The following is a 20094-nucleotide window of genomic DNA, read 5'->3' on the forward strand; positions in this document are numbered from 1 at the left end:
TAATTCGTTAATAAATATCAATAAACCGCTCGGCTACCTTTGTGCTCATTGGATCGGGTGCACTTTCAGTACATCATAGCTGCTGCCTTGACCATGACAGGTGGCGCAGCTTTCTGTACCTGAAGTCGCATCGGCCTCGGTTCCCATAAATACGCCACCTTGCTGAGTCATATGGTTCTTGGCGCCGTCGCTAGTGTGACAGCCACTACAGATAGCCGAGGTGGGGCTGGTGAAGCTATTGATTGTGGCTGGATTAGTGCTTATGTCGCCGACTGCCATAGGTTTCATCGTGCTTATTAATGGCAAGGCGACAGTGGAGATGCCATTGTTTTCGCTGTGGCATTGGGCGCAGTTACCTATATTGCCTGGGTAGTTTATGTCGGGATAATCGGCACTGTTACCGCTATGAATGCTGTGAATCAGATGTTTATAATCCACAGTGGTGTTGGCCGGATTGGCTGTCGTTTCATCGGCAACACGATTGGGGTTATGGCAGATCTGACACTGACCTTCGAGATCGTTACGCGAGCCATGAATATTGAGCTGTTGATCGCCATGACAGCTGCCGCAGGTGGCGTTAGTGACCACAACTCGACGGCCGCTATCGGTTAACGCCTGAGCGGTGAAGAACTGATGGCTCGACTTGATATTCACAGTGCTGTTATTGGTATCGCTACAATCACCCAGTACACCATTGGCGGCGCATACACGGCCCTGGATAGCCAATACACCGGCATCCATTTCACTGCCTGTGGGTACAGTCAAACCCGTTATTTGATAGTTGTAACTGCCCGCACTGCCTGAAATCGGCGTGACATTTTTCAAGCGAATATTCGGGCCTGATTCAACTGAGTAGTCGAAGCTGGTACCCCAGTTGGCATAGACACGCAGATCGGAAACGAAATTCAGCTTTTCGACACTGTCAGCATAAGGCGTTCCAGTCGTTGGATCTTGCAGCATGATAGTGAAAGAGACGGTATCGCCGCTTAGGGAAGCCGCGGTGATCTTGGCTGCGAATTGCGACAGCGCCATCTGATCATCGTCATCACTATGGACGCTGACAGTCCAATCTGGATTATGGCAAGCCACGCAGTTAGCATTGTTTGCCTGTGCAGGGTGCCCCTGCCCAGCGGGGAAATCGATGCTGGTATGACAGGAGCCACAGGCCTCCATGGTTGGCACTCTTGTCCAGTTTTGGTTCTCGCTTAGCGTATCATCTGCGGCATGACAGGTCTGACAATTAGCCACAGAGCCAGGAAAGCCGGTTAAGTGTATGCCGTGGATCATCTGAGGGAAGATATGTTCCGGGTTGCTGACGCGATCGCTGTTATGACAAGTAACACAGGTTTCAACCTGATTATAGTTGCCGCGGTGGAAGGCAAGATCGTTGTGACAGCTGTTACAGGTGGTAATGCTGATCAAGTTGCGGGTATAGGCAGGCTCGCTGCTTTCGCCATTATCGGATGCCTGCCAGTCGAAATTTTGGTTAACTAGAGGCAGGACGGTACCGTCTGGCAGGCTATCGCCACCAAGTTTTAACACTAAGCGCTGGGTTGATCCTGCTTGGTAACTAATGCCATTCATGCCGTCAAACGCGGCGCTGAAGGTGTAACTATAGTTACCATTTTTATGGTCTGTGTATTCGCCGGCGCAGCTGCTTGAACAGTTTTCTGAGGTGAAAAATTGCCATTGAGAGCTGTTGCCCGGGCCAGTGTAGCCTTGTGGCAATAATTGGGCGGCAATGTATGTGGTGCTGGGAATGCCGACAACAGGTTCATCATCCTGGTTGGTGACCCGATAGTCGACTGTTGCCACCCCTTGATCCATGCTGACCTTATCAACTGTTACTATGAGTTCGTTGATATTGACCGCAGGTTGACCACCAGGCTGGCCTGGTTCACCCGGTTTGCCATCATCGCCGCCACAGGCACTGAGCAATATAGTCAGCCCTATTAGGGCGCCAAAATTTCTAAGATTCGTCATGGTTTTCATCATCTCTTCCTTGGCCATTGGCTAAGTATCTGTTACAGCTGATAGCGTAATGTCAGTCCAAAGTAGTGGGCACTATAGTCATGGCTCACATCGCCAAAACTCAACACATTGGGTATCGCATCCATAGTGAGCCCCTGGTTTGCCCAGTCGGCGTCCTCATATTGCTCGTAGATCCAATCGAACCTGAGGCCGATCGATTCAGAGAACTGGTAATCGGCGAAGGCATTGACATTGTGTTTAGTCGAGAAGTAATCGCCGTAGGGGCTTTTTAACCCCTGAGAAACCTGAGTATCGCTCTGGCCATCGGCGTAGCTGTAATCTAGGCCGAGGTTAAGCTTTTTATCCAGCAGGTTAGCGTAGTGAATGCCAGCGCCGAGTATTGTTGATTCTTCCTCTGTGGTGGCGTACCAGGTGGGGGAACCAAAGTTGCTACTGCCAGCTTGATCGCTGTCGCGCCAATCCTGATTGATAAAGGCATTGAGTATGATCTGCTCATTGATGGCGTAGTGACCCGAGAGGCTATAACCCTGAGATTCCACCTCGGTCAGGCCTATGAGCGTGTCGTGATAGTCATCGAGGTTCCAGTGCAGGTTGCTGCTTATCCCGAAGCTGTCGGCATTGTAGCTGGCATAGAGGCCATAATGCTGGCGTTTCCTATCGGCAAGATAGCTTTTTCTCAGTAAAGGATTGCTGAGACTGTTGGTGCTGGTGACCGCTTGATAATCACTGCCGCTGCGAGCGCCGTTACTCGCCTTTAGCCACAAGAGCCATTGCGAGGAAATACGGTAATTGACTTTGCCGTATACGGTCGCTTCTTTTAGATTTTGCCGGTCAAGATCGCTGTAGGTGTTGTGATCATACTCATAACCCAGATCAGCATAGATGCTGCGGCTAAAACGATACTTGGCGGCAATATTGGCGAGCTGACGGGTGCGATCATATTCAGCTGGAGTCGCATCGCCACTGTAGTAGCTGTCAGTGATCACCTGGGGATAGCTGGAAAAGTCGGTTTTGTTATCCCGCTCCCGGTAATCATAACTGGCCCTGAGTGACAGCGAGCGTCCTATGCGGCTTGAGTAGTTGAGCTTCATCTCCATCATATCGACCTGACCGTCAAGATTATCCTGGGGCAGAGCAGGTGAAGGCCCATTGATGGTGGCTGGCAGAAATGGCTCATCTTGGGTCATACGCACAAAACCTATGTGCATCAATATCTGCTGGCTGCCACTGGAAAACTGTGAATTGCCAGAGAGTCGATAGGCTTTGTTATCGGGCGCGACTGCGCTTTGACCAAAATAGGCGGAGCCGAAAGTGGGCAAAAACGCCGACTGCCAATAGAGGGATTGTTCATCATTTTTATACTGACTGAGCTCGGCATTGATGCCAGCTAACCAGTTGTCGCCGGTAAGATAGAACTTCGCCTTGAAGTTATCGGTCGAATCATCAATGCGTTGAGGCAGATGAGTGCTGTTGGTCAGCAGTGCAGCGCTGGCGAGGCGATTTCCCTCTCGGGTCTCATGTTGGTAATCCAGTGCCGTTTGGTAGGAGCTGCCTGTGTAGTCGGCGCCAAGGCTGTAGCGTTCTCGTTTGGTTTTGAGATCCACTGACACCGCAGAGTTCGTCAAATCCGCCATCTGATTTGTGGTAGCCGCCGCTTGCCATTGAGCGGGTAAACGCCATTGATTATTCTGCAAGCTATAGGGACTCATGGCGCTGTTGCTGTCATACAGGGCTATGCTGCGATAGCCAGCCCTTATTCCATATTGGCCACGATGGCCAGTGGCCACTTGTGCCGAGCCGCTGTCATAACCAAGTTTGTTTGCCATAAAACGGGTTTGGTAGCCCGAGTCGGTTTTATGGTAGATATCGGCTTCGAGGCCGGCAACCACCCCATCTTCATCTGTGCCTGTGACGTTACCAAAGTGGCTGTCTTCGCCATCATTACTGGCAAGGTTGATACCGATAAAGCCAGAGGTCCCCGCCGAGCTGGTACAACGTTTACACTCCCAGTCCGCCTGTTTGAGATTGTCGCGATTGGCCTGGTTGAGGTTGTAGCCATCGCCATAGGCCGTAGCACTGAAGATGGCCAAGGCGACCGCCGTCAGGCGCATAGGGCGTGGATTGATGCCATATTGATGATTCATGTTAACACTCCCTATTAACGCTGCAGCAGTTTGCCTGATGGATGATTCGAGCCGTGAACCTGATTGTGACAGTTCATGCAGCTTTGTCCGGCGTTGAAGGCATTGGGCATGTTGCCAAAGATGGCATTAGAGGTGTGACCGTCTGAGGCGTGACATGACTGACAAAGCTGAGGTGGCTTGCTGATCAACATGGCCTCATTGACGCTGCCGTGAGGATTGTGGCAGGTGGCGCAGTTGTCGGTTACCGGGGCGTGCTCCCACAGTTTCGGGCCGCGTTTTTCTGCATGGCAGGCATAACAGTTTTCATTAACGCTCATCTGTTTCAGGCTGGACTCATTTAGGCTGCCATGAGGATTGTGGCAATCGCTGCAAACCATCTGTTGCCACTGCATAGGGTGTGAACTGCGTTTATGCAGGTCGGCTTTTTGCTGGGTATGACAGGAGGTGCAAACTGTGACTTCCTGGCTTTTGGCTAAGATAGGATCTTGCCCTGTATGTACTTGGTGACAATCGCTGCAGGCGACATCGGCATTGTCGTGATGATTACCTTGCCAGGCCATGCGCTTATCATCGTTATGGCAACTCATACAGACGCTGTTTTGTTTGGCGGCGGGAACCGGCGAGTCGTGACCAAAGGTGATCATGGGTTCTTTACCGCCACGATTGTGTTTTCCCATAGGGCCATGACAGGCTTCACATTGCAGATCGGCCATGGGAGAACCTTGAACCTGGGGATTGCCATGCACACCATCAAAAAGCGCGACCACTTTGTCATTTTTTCGATGACACATCAGGCAGGAATCGGCGCCCTTAGGTGAGTAGTTCCCTTCAGCAAATTTCTGGTCGAGGATCGCTTCTACTTCGTTTGCAGGCATGTTCTCCCAAGGAGTCGATATTGCGGGCAAACTGAATAGTGCAGCGCACAAGCACAGTATGGTGAGGCCTTTAACCAATGTAGAATTCACTTTCATCATTTCCCGTCCCAAGCTCATTTTTATACCAATCTTGCTTGTTAACCCTTCATTTGCCTTACATCTGTAATAGGCGTCATTGAATGGCGCTCAACTAAAGCCTTTTAACGACAGCGATTTAACTACCCGATTGGTGTGAGTCGATTTTAATTGTGATTAACACTTTGCTAAATTTCGCAAGCCTTAAGTATAAGCAGGATATGTGACTTTTGTGTAAATAATATGTGTCTCGTTGGTTTCTAAATTGCGGATTTCAGTATGAATTTATGTCAAATGTGATATAGATCACATTGGCTGTACCTGGCGGGGGATTCCTATAAAAATAAAAATGATTATCATTAAGAAATGGTTTTACTCACCCTGAGTTATGTCACATAATAGACTTCAATTGAAAATTATTATCGTTTCCAACATCAAATATTGATCCAGATAAACTTTTTTGGCGGATGGCTTGGGTAGAATCGGTACTAGTTTAAAAATACAAAAGCCTGAAAGGGTAGCAGCAGAATATGAAATTAAGCGAATTAAAACCCGGTGACAAAGCGGTAATCTCAGAGGTGGGTCAAATCACCTTGCCCTCTGTGGTTAAGCGTAAGTTGCTCTCTATGGGGATCACGCCAAACACCGCCTTTACACTGTTAAGACGGGCTCCAATGGGCTCGGGTGTTGAGTTGGACATTCGCGGAAGTAAATTGTGCATGCGCAAAGATTTAGCAGATGTAATTGAGGTGGAAGTTGCCCATGGCTAAACAATTTCATTGTGTCACTGTCGGTAACCCGAACGCGGGTAAGTCGACACTGTTTAACGCACTGACAGGGGCAAATCAGCAGGTCGGTAACTGGTCTGGTGTTACGGTCGAGAAAAAGACGGGTCAATTTACCCTGAGCGGCACAGAAGTGTTGCTGACCGATCTTCCCGGTATCTACGATCTTCTGCCTGCGGGCAGCAGCTGTGATTGCTCTTTAGATGAGCAGATTGCCCAGCAATACCTTGCCGATGCCAAGATGGACGGCATTATTAACCTTATCGATGCGACCAATATCGAAAGACACCTCTACTTGACAGTGCAACTAAGGGAACTGGGTATCCCTATGGTTGTGGTGATCAATAAGATAGATGCGGCTAAGGCCCATGGTATTGAGATTGATGTCGCCAAGATGAGCCAAGAACTGGGCTGCCCTGTGGTGGCTGTCTGTTCCCGTGAGGCCGCTGACATAGAGAAGATTAAGGCGCAGGTGGTTGATCTGCTTGAGGGCAGAGTCTCTGAAGCACCTTTGGTGCTTAATTATGATGAGCAGATTGAGGCTGGCATTGGTGCACTGTTTGAGCGTGAGCAGAACCTGAGCCGTGGCCGTGCATTAGCCATGTTAGCCAATGGCTTAGGTTGCGGTAAGTGCAAAAATGGTCAGATGCTAACCGAGGTGGCTCAGTGCAGCGAAAAGCTTTCTGCTGAAGGTAAAGATATCGAGATCATGGTCGCCACCACACGTTTCGATTTTGTGCAGCGAGTCTATAACGAGTCGGTGAGTAATGGTGATGTTGAAACCATCAGCGATAAATTAGATAAGCTGGTGCTGCATCCCATCGCAGGTATTCCCGTATTCCTGCTGGTTATGTACCTGATGTTCATGTTCAGTATTAACGTGGGCAGTGCCTTTATCGATTTCTTTGACATTACCGCTGGCGCTCTGTTTGTCGATCATTTAGGTGCGGCGATGACAGACATTGGCCTGCCGGCCTGGTTAGTCACCATTGTGGCTGGTGGTATAGGTCAGGGGATCCAAACCGTTGCAACCTTTATCCCCGTTATTGCAGCCTTGTTCCTTGCGCTGTCGGTCTTAGAAGGGTCTGGCTACATGGCCAGGGCGGCATTTGTTGTCGATGGCCTGATGCGCCGTATCGGTTTGCCCGGTAAAGCCTTCGTGCCTATGATTGTTGGTTTTGGTTGCTCTGTGCCGGCCATCATGGCGACCCGTACCTTAGGCAGTGAGCGTGAACGTATTGTCACAGGCATGATGGCGCCCTTTATGTCATGTGGTGCGCGTTTGCCTGTGTATGCACTGTTTGCGGCGGCCTTCTTCCCTGAGTCGGGGCAAAATCTGGTTTTCTTGCTCTATATCATAGGGATTTTTGCCGCTATCGGCACAGGCTTACTGCTGCGTTCTACCATTCTGCCTGGCAGCAGCAGTGCAGTGGTAATGGAACTGCCAAATTATGAGAAGCCTAAGTTTAAAACGGTAATGGCGCGTACAGGTAAACGCACTAAGAGCTTTATTAAGGGCGCGGGTAAGACCATTGTGATTGTGGTGACCCTGCTTAACTTTATTAATGCCATCGGTGTCGATGGTACATTCGGCCATGAAGACAGCTCTGAGTCCGTATTGAGTGTAGCCAGCCAAAAAGTGACGCCGCTCTTCTCGCCAATGGGAATTGAAAAAGATAACTGGCCTGCGACTGTAGGCATCATCACAGGTATCTTTGCTAAAGAGGCGGTGGTCGGTACCCTAAACAGCCTGTACTCGACGCCTGCTGCCGAGGATGAAGGCTTAACGCCGCTGTCTGAAAGTTTTAGCGAGGCCTTAGCGACCATTCCTGAGAACCTGTTCGGTATTGCACCCGATGATCCGCTGTCTATGTCGGTTGGCGATCTGTCGACTGTTGAAGCGGCTTCTGAAGAGCTGGATGTGGATACCAGCACCTTCACAGCCTTGCATGCTGGATTTAGCGGTGTGGTTGCCGCCTTTGCTTACCTGCTGTTCATCCTGCTCTACACCCCTTGTGTAGCGGCCATGGGGGCACTGGTGGGTGAGTTTGGTACTCGCTGGGCGACATTTGCAGCCACCTGGACCTTAGCCTTGGCCTATGGCAGCGCAACGGTATTTTATCAGGCGGCAACCTTTGCCGAGCATCCACTGCAATCGAGCTTATGGATAGGCTTCTTTATCTTGGCCCTGCTTGGCTTCTATTTTTGGCTCAAGCGTAAAGCAGTAAAATCGCAAACCATTATTCCTGTGATAAATATCGTGACCGAATAGGTTGAGATATTCTGAAAAAGCAGCGATGATTCGCTGCTTTTTTATTTTTATCGTAAATCGTGCTGGTTTTTAAAGGCAAGGCGTTGTAACTGGATCAGATCTGTAGGAATATGCAGGTTTTCCCTAATTGACACCGATCGGCTACAATTGCCGCTTGGTCATAGCAGAGTTGGTAAAAGAGGATCTCCATGAGTCATATGGACACAGAAGTTCGTCCAAGTAACTTCATTCGTAACATCATTGATGAGGATTTAGAGAGCGGTAAGCACGACCATGTGCATACACGTTTTCCGCCAGAGCCTAATGGTTATCTTCATATTGGTCACGCTAAGTCTATCTGCCTGAACTTCGGTTTAGCGCAGGACTATAAGGGCCAGTGTAACTTACGTTTTGATGATACCAACCCTGAGAAAGAGGATATTGATTACGTTAACTCCATCCAGGCCGATGTGCACTGGTTAGGTTTTCAGTGGGATGGTGAGGTGCGTTACTCCTCTAACTACTTCAGTCAGTTACATCAATATGCTGTTGAGTTAATCCGCAAAGGCTTGGCCTATGTTTGCTTCTTAAATGGTGAACAGACACGCGAATACCGCGGCACACTAAAAGAGCCAGGTAAAAACAGCCCCTATCGTGATACATCTGTAGAAGAGAACTTGGCACTATTCGAGAAGATGCGCCTGGGCGAATTTAAAGAAGGCGAGTGTGCATTGCGGGCCAAGATAGATATGGCATCGCCTTTCATGTGCATGCGTGACCCTGTTATCTACCGTATCCGTTTTGCTCACCACCACCAGACGGGTGACAAATGGTGCATCTATCCTATGTACGATTTTACTCACTGTATTTCGGATGCGCTTGAGAATATCACCCACTCTCTATGTACCTTAGAGTTCCAGGATAACCGTCGTTTATATGACTGGGTATTAGATAATCTGGATGATTTCCAGGCACCCAACCGTACCCGTCAGTACGAGTTTTCTCGCTTAAACCTAGAATACACCTTGATGTCTAAGCGTAAGCTTAATGATTTGGTGGTGCGTAAGCTGGTATCTGGCTGGGATGATCCCCGTATGCCGACCATTGCCGGTCTGCGTCGCCGCGGTTATACCCCGGCAGCGATTCGTGAGTTTTGCCGTCGCATCGGTGTGACTAAGCAGGACAACCTGGTTGAAGTTGGTGTACTCGATGCCTGTATCCGTGAAGAGCTGAACGAGCATGCGCCTCGGGCGATGGCGGTGATCAATCCGGTGAAACTTATCATCGAAAACTACCCTGAAGGTCAGCTAGAAACATTGTCTGCGCCTGTGCATCCCAGTATCGATATGGGGCAGCGTGAACTGGCCTTTAGTCGCGAGATCTTTATCGATGCCGATGACTTTAGGGAAGAGGCCAATAAAAAATATAAGCGTCTGGTACAAGGCAAAGAGGTGCGCCTGCGCAATGCTTATGTGATTAAGGCCGAACGTTGTGACAAAGATAGCGATGGTAATGTCACCACTATCTACTGTACCTATGACGATCAGACTCTAGGTAAGAATCCAGCCGATGGCCGTAAGGTCAAAGGGGTGATCCATTGGGTTGAGGCGACTACGGCGGTTAAAGCCGAGTTTCGTTTGTATGATAAGCTGTTTAATCAGGCTAATCCTGCCGCAGCTGAGACGGTTGATGAGGTGCTTAATCCTAATTCTTTAGTGGTTAAACAGGGTGTCGTTGAAGCCGGTTTGGTTACTGCAGAAGCCGAAAAAGCTTATCAGTTTGAGCGTGAAGGTTATTTCTGCGCCGATAATAAAGACTCCAGCGCCGATAAGCTGGTCTTTAACCTGACAGTGCCGTTAAGAGATTCTTCAGAGTGATTTAATGGATAGCTTTTACTATTAATGGAAAAGGCTTTAGCAGATGCTAAAGCCTTTTTTGATCCGAGCAATTTATGCTTTAGCGTTATTGATAGATAGGGCCTAGGCCAAAGCTCCATAAGATGATGCTCGATGCCATCAAGGCCACTAATAATACCAAGCCGGCGGTGACGACTGAGCTTGCGTAGATAAAGCCTTTCTCTTCTGGAATATTCATAATAATAGGCACACCTGTGTATAGCAGATATACAGAGTAGCTCAGCCCGGCAAGGCCGATAAGCATCATAAACCAGAGTGAGGGATAGAGCGCCGAGAACCCCACCATGAACAGAGGCGTGGCAGTATAGGCGGCGAGCTCTAAAGCTTGGGTATAGCTAGGTTTGGCATCGAAAGTTTTTGCCATCCAGTAGGCGAGATAGGCGAGGGCGAAGACCCCGGTAATTAAACCAAAATACATGCATACTGACATCATAATGGCACTGGTTTCAGTGAGCAAAAGTGGCTCCGCCACGCCAAGCTCCCAGCCAATAGTGGTGGAGGCAAAATAGGTACAGACTGCGGGTATTAGTGCGATTAACAATATGTGACTGAGGCTACTTTTTACCGCCTCGTGGTTTTGCTCAATCGTGTGCCACTCTTCTTTCGGATGAGTGTAGAGTCCCATTAAGTGATTTAATATCATTATAATTATCCTTGTTTAGCTCTTATCTCATGGTCGCCAAACTTCAGACGAACCCATCTGCCTTTGGTCTGTACACCAATAGACCTGAGGCCCCCAAACAGTCACATGCATGTGACTCTTATAGTCTATTTATTGAACATAAACTCATTCTAGTCAAGCTAACATTAAAATGCTTGGGGAAAGGGGATACTTAAGCCTTTCAATCCTTGTTAAAATATTTGCCAATAAATGCCCTATTATCTGGAGTCTAAGTTATCAATGCAGGGATTATTAGCGCCAATTCAACAGTTTTTAGCTTGTGAGACCCCGGATGAATGGGTCGCTAAGGCCTGTGAGCCCGAGTTACTCAACACCCTGCTTATCGATCACTGTAACTGCGAATTAAAGGCGGCGCAGACCGCCATGTTTATGATCCGTAAATATGCCGTCGATAAAAGCAGCGGTGAGCAGTTACTCCAGTGGGCCAGTCCCTACGAAGACTTTGTTTATAATAAACAGCGCAATATCAGTGAGTTTCTCGCTAGAGACGTGAAAAAAAATGAGTTAGTAGGTGAGCTTAGGCCCAAGCCTGGAGTGGTTTATGGCAGTGATTTAATTGCCAAGATGGTGCGGCTTATTAAAGAGGAGTTTCATCACTTTGAGCAGGTGCTTGAGATCATGCACGCCAGAGGGATCCCTTATCAAAACCTGACGGCGGGACGTTACGCCAAAGGCTTGATGAAACAGGTTCGCACCCATGAGCCTGCGACCCTTATCGATAAATTGATTGTCGGTGCCTTTATTGAGGCTCGCTCCTGCGAGCGTTTTGCCAAACTTGCCCCCCATCTCGATGATGAGCTGCAGAAGTTTTATGTCTCTTTATTGCGCTCAGAGGCGCGGCATTACCAAGATTACTTAAGCCTTGCAGAGGCGATAAGCGGCGCAGATATTAGTGAGCGAGTGGCATTTTTCGCCGAGATTGAAGCAGACTTAATCACATCCTTTGACGATGAATTTAAGTTCCACTCAGGTCGTCCACGTTAATCTATCTGCGCAGCTGTTATGTAAGTAGCTGTAATCTGAGGCTGTAATTTTAGTCGCTGTGATGCGCAAATTATTCCTGACTCAGCGGGAAGTGCTCAAGCTTAACAGTGTCTGCACTTATACAAAGCATGCTGCCCTGTTCATACCAGTCACCGACCACAATGCGCTGTTTGTCCTGTTCAAGCTGATGGACAGCCGGCCTGTGGGTATGGCCGTGGATCATCAGTGTTGCGCCGGTTTTAGTGAGCAGTTCACCGACGGCATCTGGCTCGACATCCATGATGTAATCGCTTTTTCGCTGATTACTTTGCTGGCTCTTACTGCGCAGCTTTTTCGCGATATTCTGTCTCTGGCTTTTGGGCAGATGGTTATAGATAAACTTGGCCCAGGGCTGGTTTCTAAACCAACGGAAGCGTTGATAGGCCTTATCTAAGGTACATAGACTATCGCCATGTAGCAGAACAGTTTTCTGGCCATAAAGCAGCAAACTATGGTGCTCAGGCAGCAAGGTCATGCCAGCTAAGTCGGCATAACGCTTGCCGATAAGAAAGTCGCGGTTGCCGTGGATAAAGTAGATAGGCGTATGGCTTGAGAACTGCTTGAGTTTCAAGGCCAGCTCGATGGCAAAAGGTTCGGCGAGATCATCACCCACCCAGACTTCAAACAGATCGCCTAAGATATAGAGGCCATCGCAGTTGTCTGTATGCTTATCGAGAAAATGATAAAAGCTGCTGAGGATATCGGGGCGATCGGCACTCAAGTGCAGATCGCCCACAAATAGCGTGTAATTCAAAAGAGAGCGACTCAAAGATTAAGCTAGAGTGACTTTTTCGATCACAACCGCCTCTAAGGGCACATCCTGATGCATGCCACGATTACCAGTCGCAACTGCTTTAATCTGATTAACCACATCCATGCCTTCGACCACTTCGCCGAACACACAGTAACCCCAGCCTTGAGTGCTTTCAGACTTAAAGTCCAGGAAGGTGTTGTCATTCACGTTAATGAAAAACTGCGCGGTTGCCGAGTGAGGATCTGAAGTTCTGGCCATGGCTATCGTGCCGACTTTATTAGACAGACCATTGTTGGCTTCGTTTTTGATCGACTCATTAACACGCTTTTGGGCCATATCTTCGGTGAAGCCACCACCCTGGATCATGAAGCCATCGATCACGCGGTGAAAAATCGTGCCGTCAAAAAAACCATCTTCAACATATTTCAGGAAGTTAGCTGCGGTAACAGGCGCTTTTTCCTTGTTGAGTTCAATTTTGATTTGGCCGTGATTGGTTTGCATTATGATCATCTGAATACTTCTCATCGTTAGTCTCATATAGATAGCGCAAGATTCTAGCCTATAAAGGTAATGGCATAAAGCGCTGCGGTAGACTTTTATTTTATCCGACCTGAGGTTGCATGGACGCTAACCTGAAAAGATAACTTATGTGGACAAGGCCAAAAAACGCCGCTGGGATCGGTTTCTCATGCTGGAAGCGGCGGATATGTGGTGATAAACTCAAGCACTTATTTGTTGTCAATTATTTATAGAGAATCTCAATGTTGAAGCTATACAACAGTCTTACCCGCCAGAAAGAGGAATTTAAACCATTACAGCCAGGAAAAGTTGGCATGTATGTCTGCGGGGTGACCATCTATGATCTGTGTCATATTGGTCATGGACGCACGTTTGTGGCATTCGACATGATAGTCAGATACCTCAGATATCGCGGTTATGAAGTAAACTTCCAGCGCAATATCACAGATGTTGACGATAAAATTATCAAGCGCGCCGCTGAAAATAACGAAAGCTGTGAAGCCTTGACCGAGCGCCTCATCCGTGAGATGCACAATGATTTCGATGCACTCAATATGCAGCGCCCAGATTTCGAACCTCGTGCCACACTGCACATTCCCGAAATTATAGAGATGGTTGAGCGTCTGCTTGAGCGCGATCATGCCTATATTGCCGCCGATGGTGATGTGCTATTTAGTGTTTCCTCTTTCCCTGAGTATGGCCGCCTGTCTGGTCAGAATCTGGACCAATTGCAGGCCGGTGCGCGGGTTGAAGTGGATGAAAATAAGCGCGATCCCATGGATTTCGTGCTGTGGAAAATGTCCAAACCCGGAGAACCAACCTGGGATTCGCCTTGGGGACCTGGTCGTCCTGGCTGGCATATCGAATGTTCGGCGATGAACAGTAAGCACTTAGGCGAACATTTCGATATCCATGGCGGCGGATCAGATCTGCAGTTCCCTCACCATGAGAACGAGATAGCTCAGTCCTGCTGCGCCCATGATACCCCTTATGTGAATTACTGGATGCACACGGGCATGGTGATGGTGGATAAGGAGAAGATGTCAAAATCGCTCAATAACTTCTTTACCATCCGCGATGTGCTGGCCCATTACGATGCGGCAACTGTGCGCTACTTCCTGTTGTCGGGCCATTACCGCAGTCAGCTTAACTATTCTGAGGAGAACCTTAAGCAGGCAAAAGCGGCCTTAGAGCGTTTATATACTGCGCTAAAAGGTCTGGATTTAACGGTTGATGCCGCGCCTGCAACCGAGTTCGTGGCCAAGTTTACCGCCGCCATGGATGATGATTTCAATACGCCTGAGGCATACTCTGTGCTGTTTGATATGACGCGTGAGATCAATCGCCTCAAGGCTGATGATATCAGTGCAGCTTCGGCGCTGGGTGTCAGCATGAAGCAGCTTGCCGATGTGCTGGGTATTTTAGAGCAGGATGTAGATGCTTTCTTTAAGGGGCAGGGCAGTGATGATGAGGTGGCTGAGATTGAAGCCCTTATCGCCGAGCGTAACCGTGCCCGCGCGGAGAAAGATTGGCCGGCGGCCGACAAGGCGCGCGATGGCCTCAATGCGTTGGGGGTAATTCTAGAAGATGGCCCTGAAGGAACCACCTGGCGTAAGAAGTAATTGCATCAATAAATTGTGTTAACAAAAAGCCTGCATCAATGCAGGCTTTTTGTTTTGTTCGAGTTTTGAAGCTCGAAGCTTGAATCACGAAAATGAGTTAGTCGTGATAATTCTCGGCAGCATACAGGGTGTTTTCCAGCAGGCTGGCAATGGTCATAGGACCCACACCGCCGGGAACCGGAGTGATGTGGCTGGCAAATTCGCTGGCGACATCATAATCTACATCACCAACCAAACGCCCGTCTTCTAAACGGTTAATGCCCACATCGATGACGATAGCGCCAGGTTTAATCCACTCACCGGGCAGGAAGTGGGGTTTACCCACAGCCACTACGACCAGGTCGGCGCGGCGCACTTTATCTTCAAGATCGTGGGTAAAACGATGGCAAGTGGTGGTGGTGCAGCCAGCGAGTAACAGCTCGAGTGTCATCGGACGACCAACGATATTGGAGGCACCGACAACCACAGCATCCAGCCCTTGAGTGCAGATGCCGGTAGATTTGATAAGCGTCATGATCCCCATAGGGGTGCAAGAGCGCAGTACAGGAATACGTTGTGCCAGACGGCCGACGTTATAGGGATGGAAACCATCTACGTCTTTATCGGGACGGATCCGTTCGATGACTTTAGATTCTTCGATATGATCAGGAAGTGGCAGTTGAACTAAGATGCCATCGATTGTGGGGTCTTGGTTACATTGGTCAATCAGTTGCAGAAGCGTTTCTTCAGAGGTATCAGTGGGGAGGTCGAAAGATTGGGATAAAAATCCAACCTCTTCACAGGCTCGACGCTTACTGCCGACATACACTTGTGAGGCAGGATCGGCACCAACTAAAATTACTGCTAAACCAGGAATACGCAGGCCGGCCTCTTTGCGGGCATTAACCTTTGTTATTAACTGAGTTCGAATAGATTGTGCGATCGCTTTGCCATCAATTATTTTGGCTGTCATAGGGTAGGGTTTCCTTTCTACTGCTTTACTGCACGATGTTGAAAACGGCGCCATTTTAGCAGGGGGCTTTATGAGTGTCATTGATTTCACTCAATAACAGATAGTTTTAAATTATGGATAATGAAATCGGGTTTCATTGCCTGTAATGCCGACTACATGGGGGTGTTGGCTGCATTTTTATTTTTGCCCCCTGTTTTGCCAATCGATTTAATGCAGCTGGGTGAAATAGATGCTAAATTAAGCACCTGATTAGTCATCGCAAAAAAATCGTTGACGGCCTCAGGGGGAGGGGATAAGATGCGCTCCGTTCTCAGGGAGAGACTCCTTAGTGAAACATCTCGGTGATTAGCGCAGTCCAGTCGCGTATCCTTTTCTTTTGGAAAAAAGCTTGGGATAAAAGTGGACCAGAGGGGGAACCTCTTAAAACAGCCAGCTTAATAGATAAGCAACTCTCGGTGATTAGCGCAGCCCGGTAGCGCATCTGGTTTGGGACCAGAGGGTCAAAGGTTCGAATCCTTTATCACCGACCAAATTCAAAATGATTGTTGTCAATTTAAAGTGGTGAGAGACTCGAATCCTCACTTTTATTACGGCAGCGACCACATATTAAAATAACGTCTTGGCGTTATTTAGCCCAGTTAGGATATGAACCCGGTTCATAGCGAAGCGCCCGTAGCTCAGTTGGATAGAGCATCCGCCTTCTAAGCGGATGGCCGCAGGTTCGAATCCTGCCGGGCGTACCAAACAGTGGTGATTGTAGCTCAGTTGGTAGAGCCCCGGATTGTGATTCCGGTTGTCGTGGGTTCAAGTCCCATCAGTCACCCCACTTCTTTAAGAAGAAATAAAAAAAGCGACCTCAGGTCGCTTTTTTTACGTCCGGAATTCGGCCATTGAGGCTCGACTCTGTACAAAACCGTGGCTATAATGTCGCGTCTTGATAAATTTCAACTATGTGCAACGACTGCCAAGCCCAGTTACCAAGCCATTTTAGTCGTTTTTTTAGATCAAGAAACGAATACCTTAATAGTTGAGAGTTCGACTATTACAAAAAGATGTTTGACATATTTCGAGGTAAAACAATGCAAGTTTCTGTAGAAACAACACAAGGTTTAGAGCGCCGCCTAACGATTTCTGTTCCAGCGGAACAGATCGAAAAAGCCGTTTCTGATAGTTTGAAAAATGAAGCTAAGCGTGCACGTATCCCTGGTTTCCGTCCAGGTAAAGTACCTGTGAGCGTGATCAATAAGCGTTATGGTAAGGCTATACGTCAAGATATCACTGGTGAAGTGATGCAGCGTAACTTTATTGAAGCCATCATCGCAGAGAAGTTAAATCCAGCCGGCGCACCCACTTTCGTTCCAGGTGAAACCGATGCTGAGAACTTCCAGTTCGTCGCTACTTTCGAGATCTACCCAGAAGTAGAACTAAAAGGTCTAGAAGCGATTGAAGTTGAAAAGCCAGTGTCTGAAGTGAAGGACGCCGATGTTGACGCCATGATCGAAACATTGCGTAAGCAACACGCCACTTTTGAAGCGGTTGACCGTGAAGCCGCCGAAGGTGACAAAGCTAAGTTCGACTTCGTCGGCAGCGTTGACGGTGAAGAGTTTGAAGGCGGTAAAGCTGAAGATTTCGAACTGCAGTTAGGCAGTGGTCGTATGATCCCAGGTTTTGAAGCCGGTATCCAAGGCCACAAAGCCGGTGAAACTTTCGATATCGACGTGACTTTCCCAGAAGAGTACCACGCTGAGAATCTAAAAGGTAAAGCGGCTAAATTCGCAATTACACTGAAAGAAGTTCAAGAAGCTAAGCTTCCTGAAGTGAACGACGAGTTCGCTAAACTCTTTGGTGTTGTTGAAGGCGGTCTTGAAGCACTTAAGTCTGAGATCAGCAAGAACATGGCCCGTGAACTTGAACAAGCCCTTAAGGCGAATGTGAAAGATCAAGTGCTAAACGGTCTGCTTGAGCAAAACGAACTTGATCTTCCAAAAGCGTTAGTTGATGGCGAAGTGAACGTTCTGCGTCAGCAAGCGATGCAGCGTTTTGGTCAGCAAGCGGCTAACATGCCTGAACTGCCAGCGGATCTATTTACTGAGCAAGCTGAGCGCCGCGTAAAAGTGGGTCTGTTACTGGGCGAAGTGATCAAATCTAACGAGCTGAAAGCTGACGATGAGCGCGTACAAGCTCTGATCGCATCTATGGCTTCTGCTTATGAAGATCCAAGCGAAGTTGTTGAATACTACAACAACAACCAGGAAATGATGCAGAACATGCGCAACGTAGCACTTGAAGAGCAAGCGGTTGAGGCTCTATTAAATTCTGCGAAAGTGACCGAAAAAGAAGTCAATTTCGAAGAATTTATGAACAAGGCTACTGGCCAAGCATAAGCTATGCTTGACTTAAATGGCTATTAGCCATTTATAATGGCTCGTATGAGGCTCTCATGCGAGCCATTTTTATTTTAGGGAAATCAATAATGCAAACTGCGCCAGAATCAGTACTGAATGCCCTCGTACCTATGGTGGTTGAACAAACTGCTAAAGGTGAACGTTCTTATGATATCTATTCACGCCTTTTAAAAGAGCGGGTTATCTTCCTGGTGGGTCAGGTTGAAGAACATATGGCTAACCTCATTGTGGCCCAATTGCTGTTTTTAGAGTCTGAAAGTCCAGATAAAGATATCTACCTTTATATCAACTCTCCGGGCGGCTCAGTCACTGCTGGTATGGCCATCTATGATACCATGCAGTTCATTAAGCCGAATGTGAGCACTGTTTGTATCGGCCAGGCCGCAAGCATGGGCGCATTTTTGCTTGCAGGGGGCGCTAAGGGTAAGCGTCATTGTCTGCCAAACTCGCGGGTGATGATCCATCAGCCATTGGGTGGTTTCCAGGGCCAAGCGTCAGATATCGCTATTCATGCTCAAGAGATCTTAGGCATCAAGAATAAGTTGAATCAGATGTTGGCAGATCATACGGGCCAGCCATTAGAGGTTATCGAACGCGATACCGATCGTGATAACTTCATGAGTGCAACCGAAGCTGAAAAATATGGTCTGGTTGACTCAGTCTTAGACAAACGAAGCTGATAATTGTTGCTTGCTGAGCTATGCTCAAATAGATGACGGTAAAATGAATTGTGCAGTGAGTGAAACTGCAAAAGAGGTAAAGTGATGGGCGATAACAAAAGCAACGGTGATGGCGGAAAGCTGCTGTACTGCTCTTTTTGTGGAAAGAGTCAGCATGAAGTTCGTAAGCTAATTGCTGGTCCTTCTGTTTATGTTTGTGACGAATGTGTCGAGCTGTGTAACGATATTATCCGTGAGGAGATCCGTGAGATCTCACCTAAGCAAGATCAAGAGAAGTTACCTACGCCACATGAGCTCAGAGCGCATCTTGATGATTATGTTATTGGGCAAGATAAGGCGAAGAAAGTCCTGTCGGTTGCCGTTTATAACCATTACAAGCGTCTGAAAAATGCTTCTCCCATCGATGGTGTAGAGTTAGGTAAAAGTAATATCCTGCTGATTGGTCCTACAGGTAGCGGTAAAACCTTATTGGCCGAGACCTTAGCACGTTTCTTGAATGTGCCATTTACTATGGCCGATGCTACCACACTGACCGAAGCGGGTTATGTGGGGGAAGATGTGGAAAACATCATCCAAAAGCTTTTGCAGAAGTGTGACTACGATGTTGAAAAGGCTCAGCGTGGCATTGTCTATATCGATGAGATCGACAAAATCAGCCGTAAGTCGGATAACCCTTCTATTACCCGTGATGTGTCCGGGGAAGGTGTGCAGCAGGCGCTGCTGAAACTCATCGAAGGAACAGTTGCCGCAGTGCCGCCTCAAGGTGGACGTAAACACCCGCAGCAGGAGTTCTTGCAGGTCGATACCTCTAAGATACTCTTCATCTGTGGCGGCGCATTTGCCGGTCTTGAAAAAGTGGTGGAACAGCGTTCACACACAGGTACAGGCATAGGTTTTGGCGCCGAAGTCAAAGGCGAGTCTGATAAGGCGACTATGTCAGATATGTTGTCCCAGGTTGAGCCGGAGGATTTAGTTAAGTACGGTTTAATTCCTGAGTTTATCGGTCGTCTGCCTGTACTGGCTACCTTGTCTGAACTGGATGAGTCAGCCTTGATCCAGATCCTATCCGAGCCGAAAAACGCTTTGACCAAGCAGTACGCTGCACTGTTTGATATGGAAGGCGTCGAGCTGGAGTTCAGGGAAGATGCACTCAAGGCGATTGCCTTGAAAGCGATGACACGTAAGACGGGTGCCCGTGGTCTACGCTCCATTGTGGAAGGTATTTTACTCAATACTATGTATGATCTTCCTTCCTCTGAGGATGTGGCTAAAGTGGTGATCGATGAGTCTGTGGTGAACGGTGAGTCAGATCCTATTCTGATTTACGAAAACACCGAGCCAAAATCAGCCGTTGCCGAACAATAAATCGGCGAGCATCAATCGAAATAATCATTAAGGAGTCCAACGGGCTCCTTTTTT

At 48.2% G+C, this 20094-nt stretch carries 15 protein-coding genes and 3 tRNA genes; 11 read left to right on the plus strand and 7 right to left on the minus strand.

What is annotated here, in order from left to right:
- Positions 1-45: 45 nt before the first annotated feature.
- The 3 genes from LZP69_RS03330 to LZP69_RS03340 are packed head-to-tail and all read right to left on the minus strand — an operon-like array spanning position 46 to position 5107.
- On the minus strand, positions 46-1992 hold the full coding sequence (locus tag LZP69_RS03330) for an OmcA/MtrC family decaheme c-type cytochrome (protein ID WP_442800657.1): 1947 nt from the start codon (positions 1990-1992) through the stop codon (positions 46-48).
- 32 nt (positions 1993-2024) lie between these two features.
- Positions 2025-4136, minus strand: a complete 2112-nt coding sequence (locus tag LZP69_RS03335) for an MtrB/PioB family decaheme-associated outer membrane protein (RefSeq protein WP_234198759.1) — start codon at positions 4134-4136, stop codon at positions 2025-2027.
- 14 nt (positions 4137-4150) lie between these two features.
- Positions 4151-5107 (minus strand): DmsE family decaheme c-type cytochrome, encoded by a 957-nt coding sequence (locus LZP69_RS03340; RefSeq protein WP_234198946.1) that lies wholly within the window; start codon positions 5105-5107, stop codon positions 4151-4153.
- A 509-nt stretch (positions 5108-5616) separates the two neighbouring features.
- On the opposite strand from LZP69_RS03340, the gene LZP69_RS03345 reads away from it, so the two are divergent.
- The 3 genes from LZP69_RS03345 to glnS all read left to right on the plus strand — a co-directional run bounded on the left by LZP69_RS03345 (position 5617) and on the right by glnS (position 9999).
- A complete protein-coding gene (locus LZP69_RS03345) occupies positions 5617-5856 on the plus strand; it encodes a FeoA family protein (protein WP_234198760.1) in 240 nt (79 codons plus the stop codon).
- Positions 5849-8143 (plus strand): Fe(2+) transporter permease subunit FeoB, encoded by a 2295-nt coding sequence (feoB, locus tag LZP69_RS03350; protein ID WP_234198761.1) that lies wholly within the window; start codon positions 5849-5851, stop codon positions 8141-8143. Before LZP69_RS03345 ends, feoB begins: the two co-directional genes overlap by 8 nt.
- 188 nt (positions 8144-8331) lie before the next feature.
- Positions 8332-9999 (plus strand): glutamine--tRNA ligase, encoded by a 1668-nt coding sequence (gene glnS / locus LZP69_RS03355; protein ID WP_234198762.1) that lies wholly within the window; start codon positions 8332-8334, stop codon positions 9997-9999.
- 85 nt (positions 10000-10084) lie between these two features.
- Here the strand turns inward: glnS and LZP69_RS03360 are convergent, their stop codons facing one another.
- Positions 10085-10681, minus strand: a complete 597-nt coding sequence (locus tag LZP69_RS03360; protein ID WP_234198763.1) for a Yip1 family protein — start codon at positions 10679-10681, stop codon at positions 10085-10087.
- A gap of 258 nt (positions 10682-10939) precedes the next feature.
- On the opposite strand from LZP69_RS03360, the gene miaE reads away from it, so the two are divergent.
- Positions 10940-11704 carry a tRNA isopentenyl-2-thiomethyl-A-37 hydroxylase MiaE gene (gene miaE / locus LZP69_RS03365; RefSeq protein WP_234198764.1) on the plus strand — a complete coding sequence of 255 codons (765 nt, stop codon included), beginning with the start codon at positions 10940-10942 and terminating at the stop codon, positions 11702-11704.
- A gap of 70 nt (positions 11705-11774) precedes the next feature.
- Here the strand turns inward: miaE and LZP69_RS03370 are convergent, their stop codons facing one another.
- Positions 11775-12497 carry a UDP-2,3-diacylglucosamine diphosphatase gene (locus LZP69_RS03370; RefSeq protein WP_234198765.1) on the minus strand — a complete coding sequence of 241 codons (723 nt, stop codon included), beginning with the start codon at positions 12495-12497 and terminating at the stop codon, positions 11775-11777.
- An 18-nt stretch (positions 12498-12515) separates the two neighbouring features.
- Entirely contained in the window at positions 12516-13007 is a 492-nt protein-coding gene (locus LZP69_RS03375; RefSeq protein WP_234198947.1) for a peptidylprolyl isomerase, read from the minus strand.
- 251 nt (positions 13008-13258) lie between these two features.
- Here LZP69_RS03375 and cysS point away from each other — a divergent pair, with 251 nt between their 5' ends.
- Positions 13259-14638, plus strand: coding sequence for a cysteine--tRNA ligase (gene cysS, locus LZP69_RS03380; protein WP_234198766.1), 1380 nt, complete (start codon positions 13259-13261; stop codon positions 14636-14638).
- A 97-nt stretch (positions 14639-14735) separates the two neighbouring features.
- Here cysS and folD read toward each other — a convergent pair whose 3' ends face one another.
- Complete coding sequence (gene folD, locus LZP69_RS03385) at positions 14736-15590, minus strand: bifunctional methylenetetrahydrofolate dehydrogenase/methenyltetrahydrofolate cyclohydrolase FolD (protein ID WP_234198767.1); 855 nt, start codon at positions 15588-15590, stop codon at positions 14736-14738.
- A gap of 453 nt (positions 15591-16043) precedes the next feature.
- Here folD and LZP69_RS03390 point away from each other — a divergent pair.
- From LZP69_RS03390 to clpX, 6 genes are all read left to right on the plus strand, one after another.
- A tRNA-Pro gene (locus LZP69_RS03390) sits at positions 16044-16120 on the plus strand.
- Between the two features lie 136 nt (positions 16121-16256).
- Positions 16257-16333 (plus strand) — tRNA-Arg (locus tag LZP69_RS03395).
- 7 nt (positions 16334-16340) lie between these two features.
- A tRNA-His gene (locus LZP69_RS03400) sits at positions 16341-16416 on the plus strand.
- 253 nt (positions 16417-16669) lie between these two features.
- Complete coding sequence (tig, locus tag LZP69_RS03405) at positions 16670-17974, plus strand: trigger factor (RefSeq protein WP_234198768.1); 1305 nt, start codon at positions 16670-16672, stop codon at positions 17972-17974.
- A gap of 89 nt (positions 17975-18063) precedes the next feature.
- The gene (gene clpP / locus LZP69_RS03410; RefSeq protein ID WP_234198769.1) at positions 18064-18675 is read left to right on the plus strand and encodes an ATP-dependent Clp endopeptidase proteolytic subunit ClpP; all 612 of its coding nucleotides are present in this window, start codon (positions 18064-18066) and stop codon (positions 18673-18675) included.
- An 84-nt stretch (positions 18676-18759) separates the two neighbouring features.
- A complete protein-coding gene (gene clpX, locus LZP69_RS03415) occupies positions 18760-20040 on the plus strand; it encodes an ATP-dependent protease ATP-binding subunit ClpX (protein ID WP_234198770.1) in 1281 nt (426 codons plus the stop codon).
- Positions 20041-20094: the final 54 nt, after the last annotated feature.

Source organism: Shewanella sp. AS1 (assembly GCF_021412565.1).
Classification (GTDB): domain Bacteria; phylum Pseudomonadota; class Gammaproteobacteria; order Enterobacterales; family Shewanellaceae; genus Shewanella.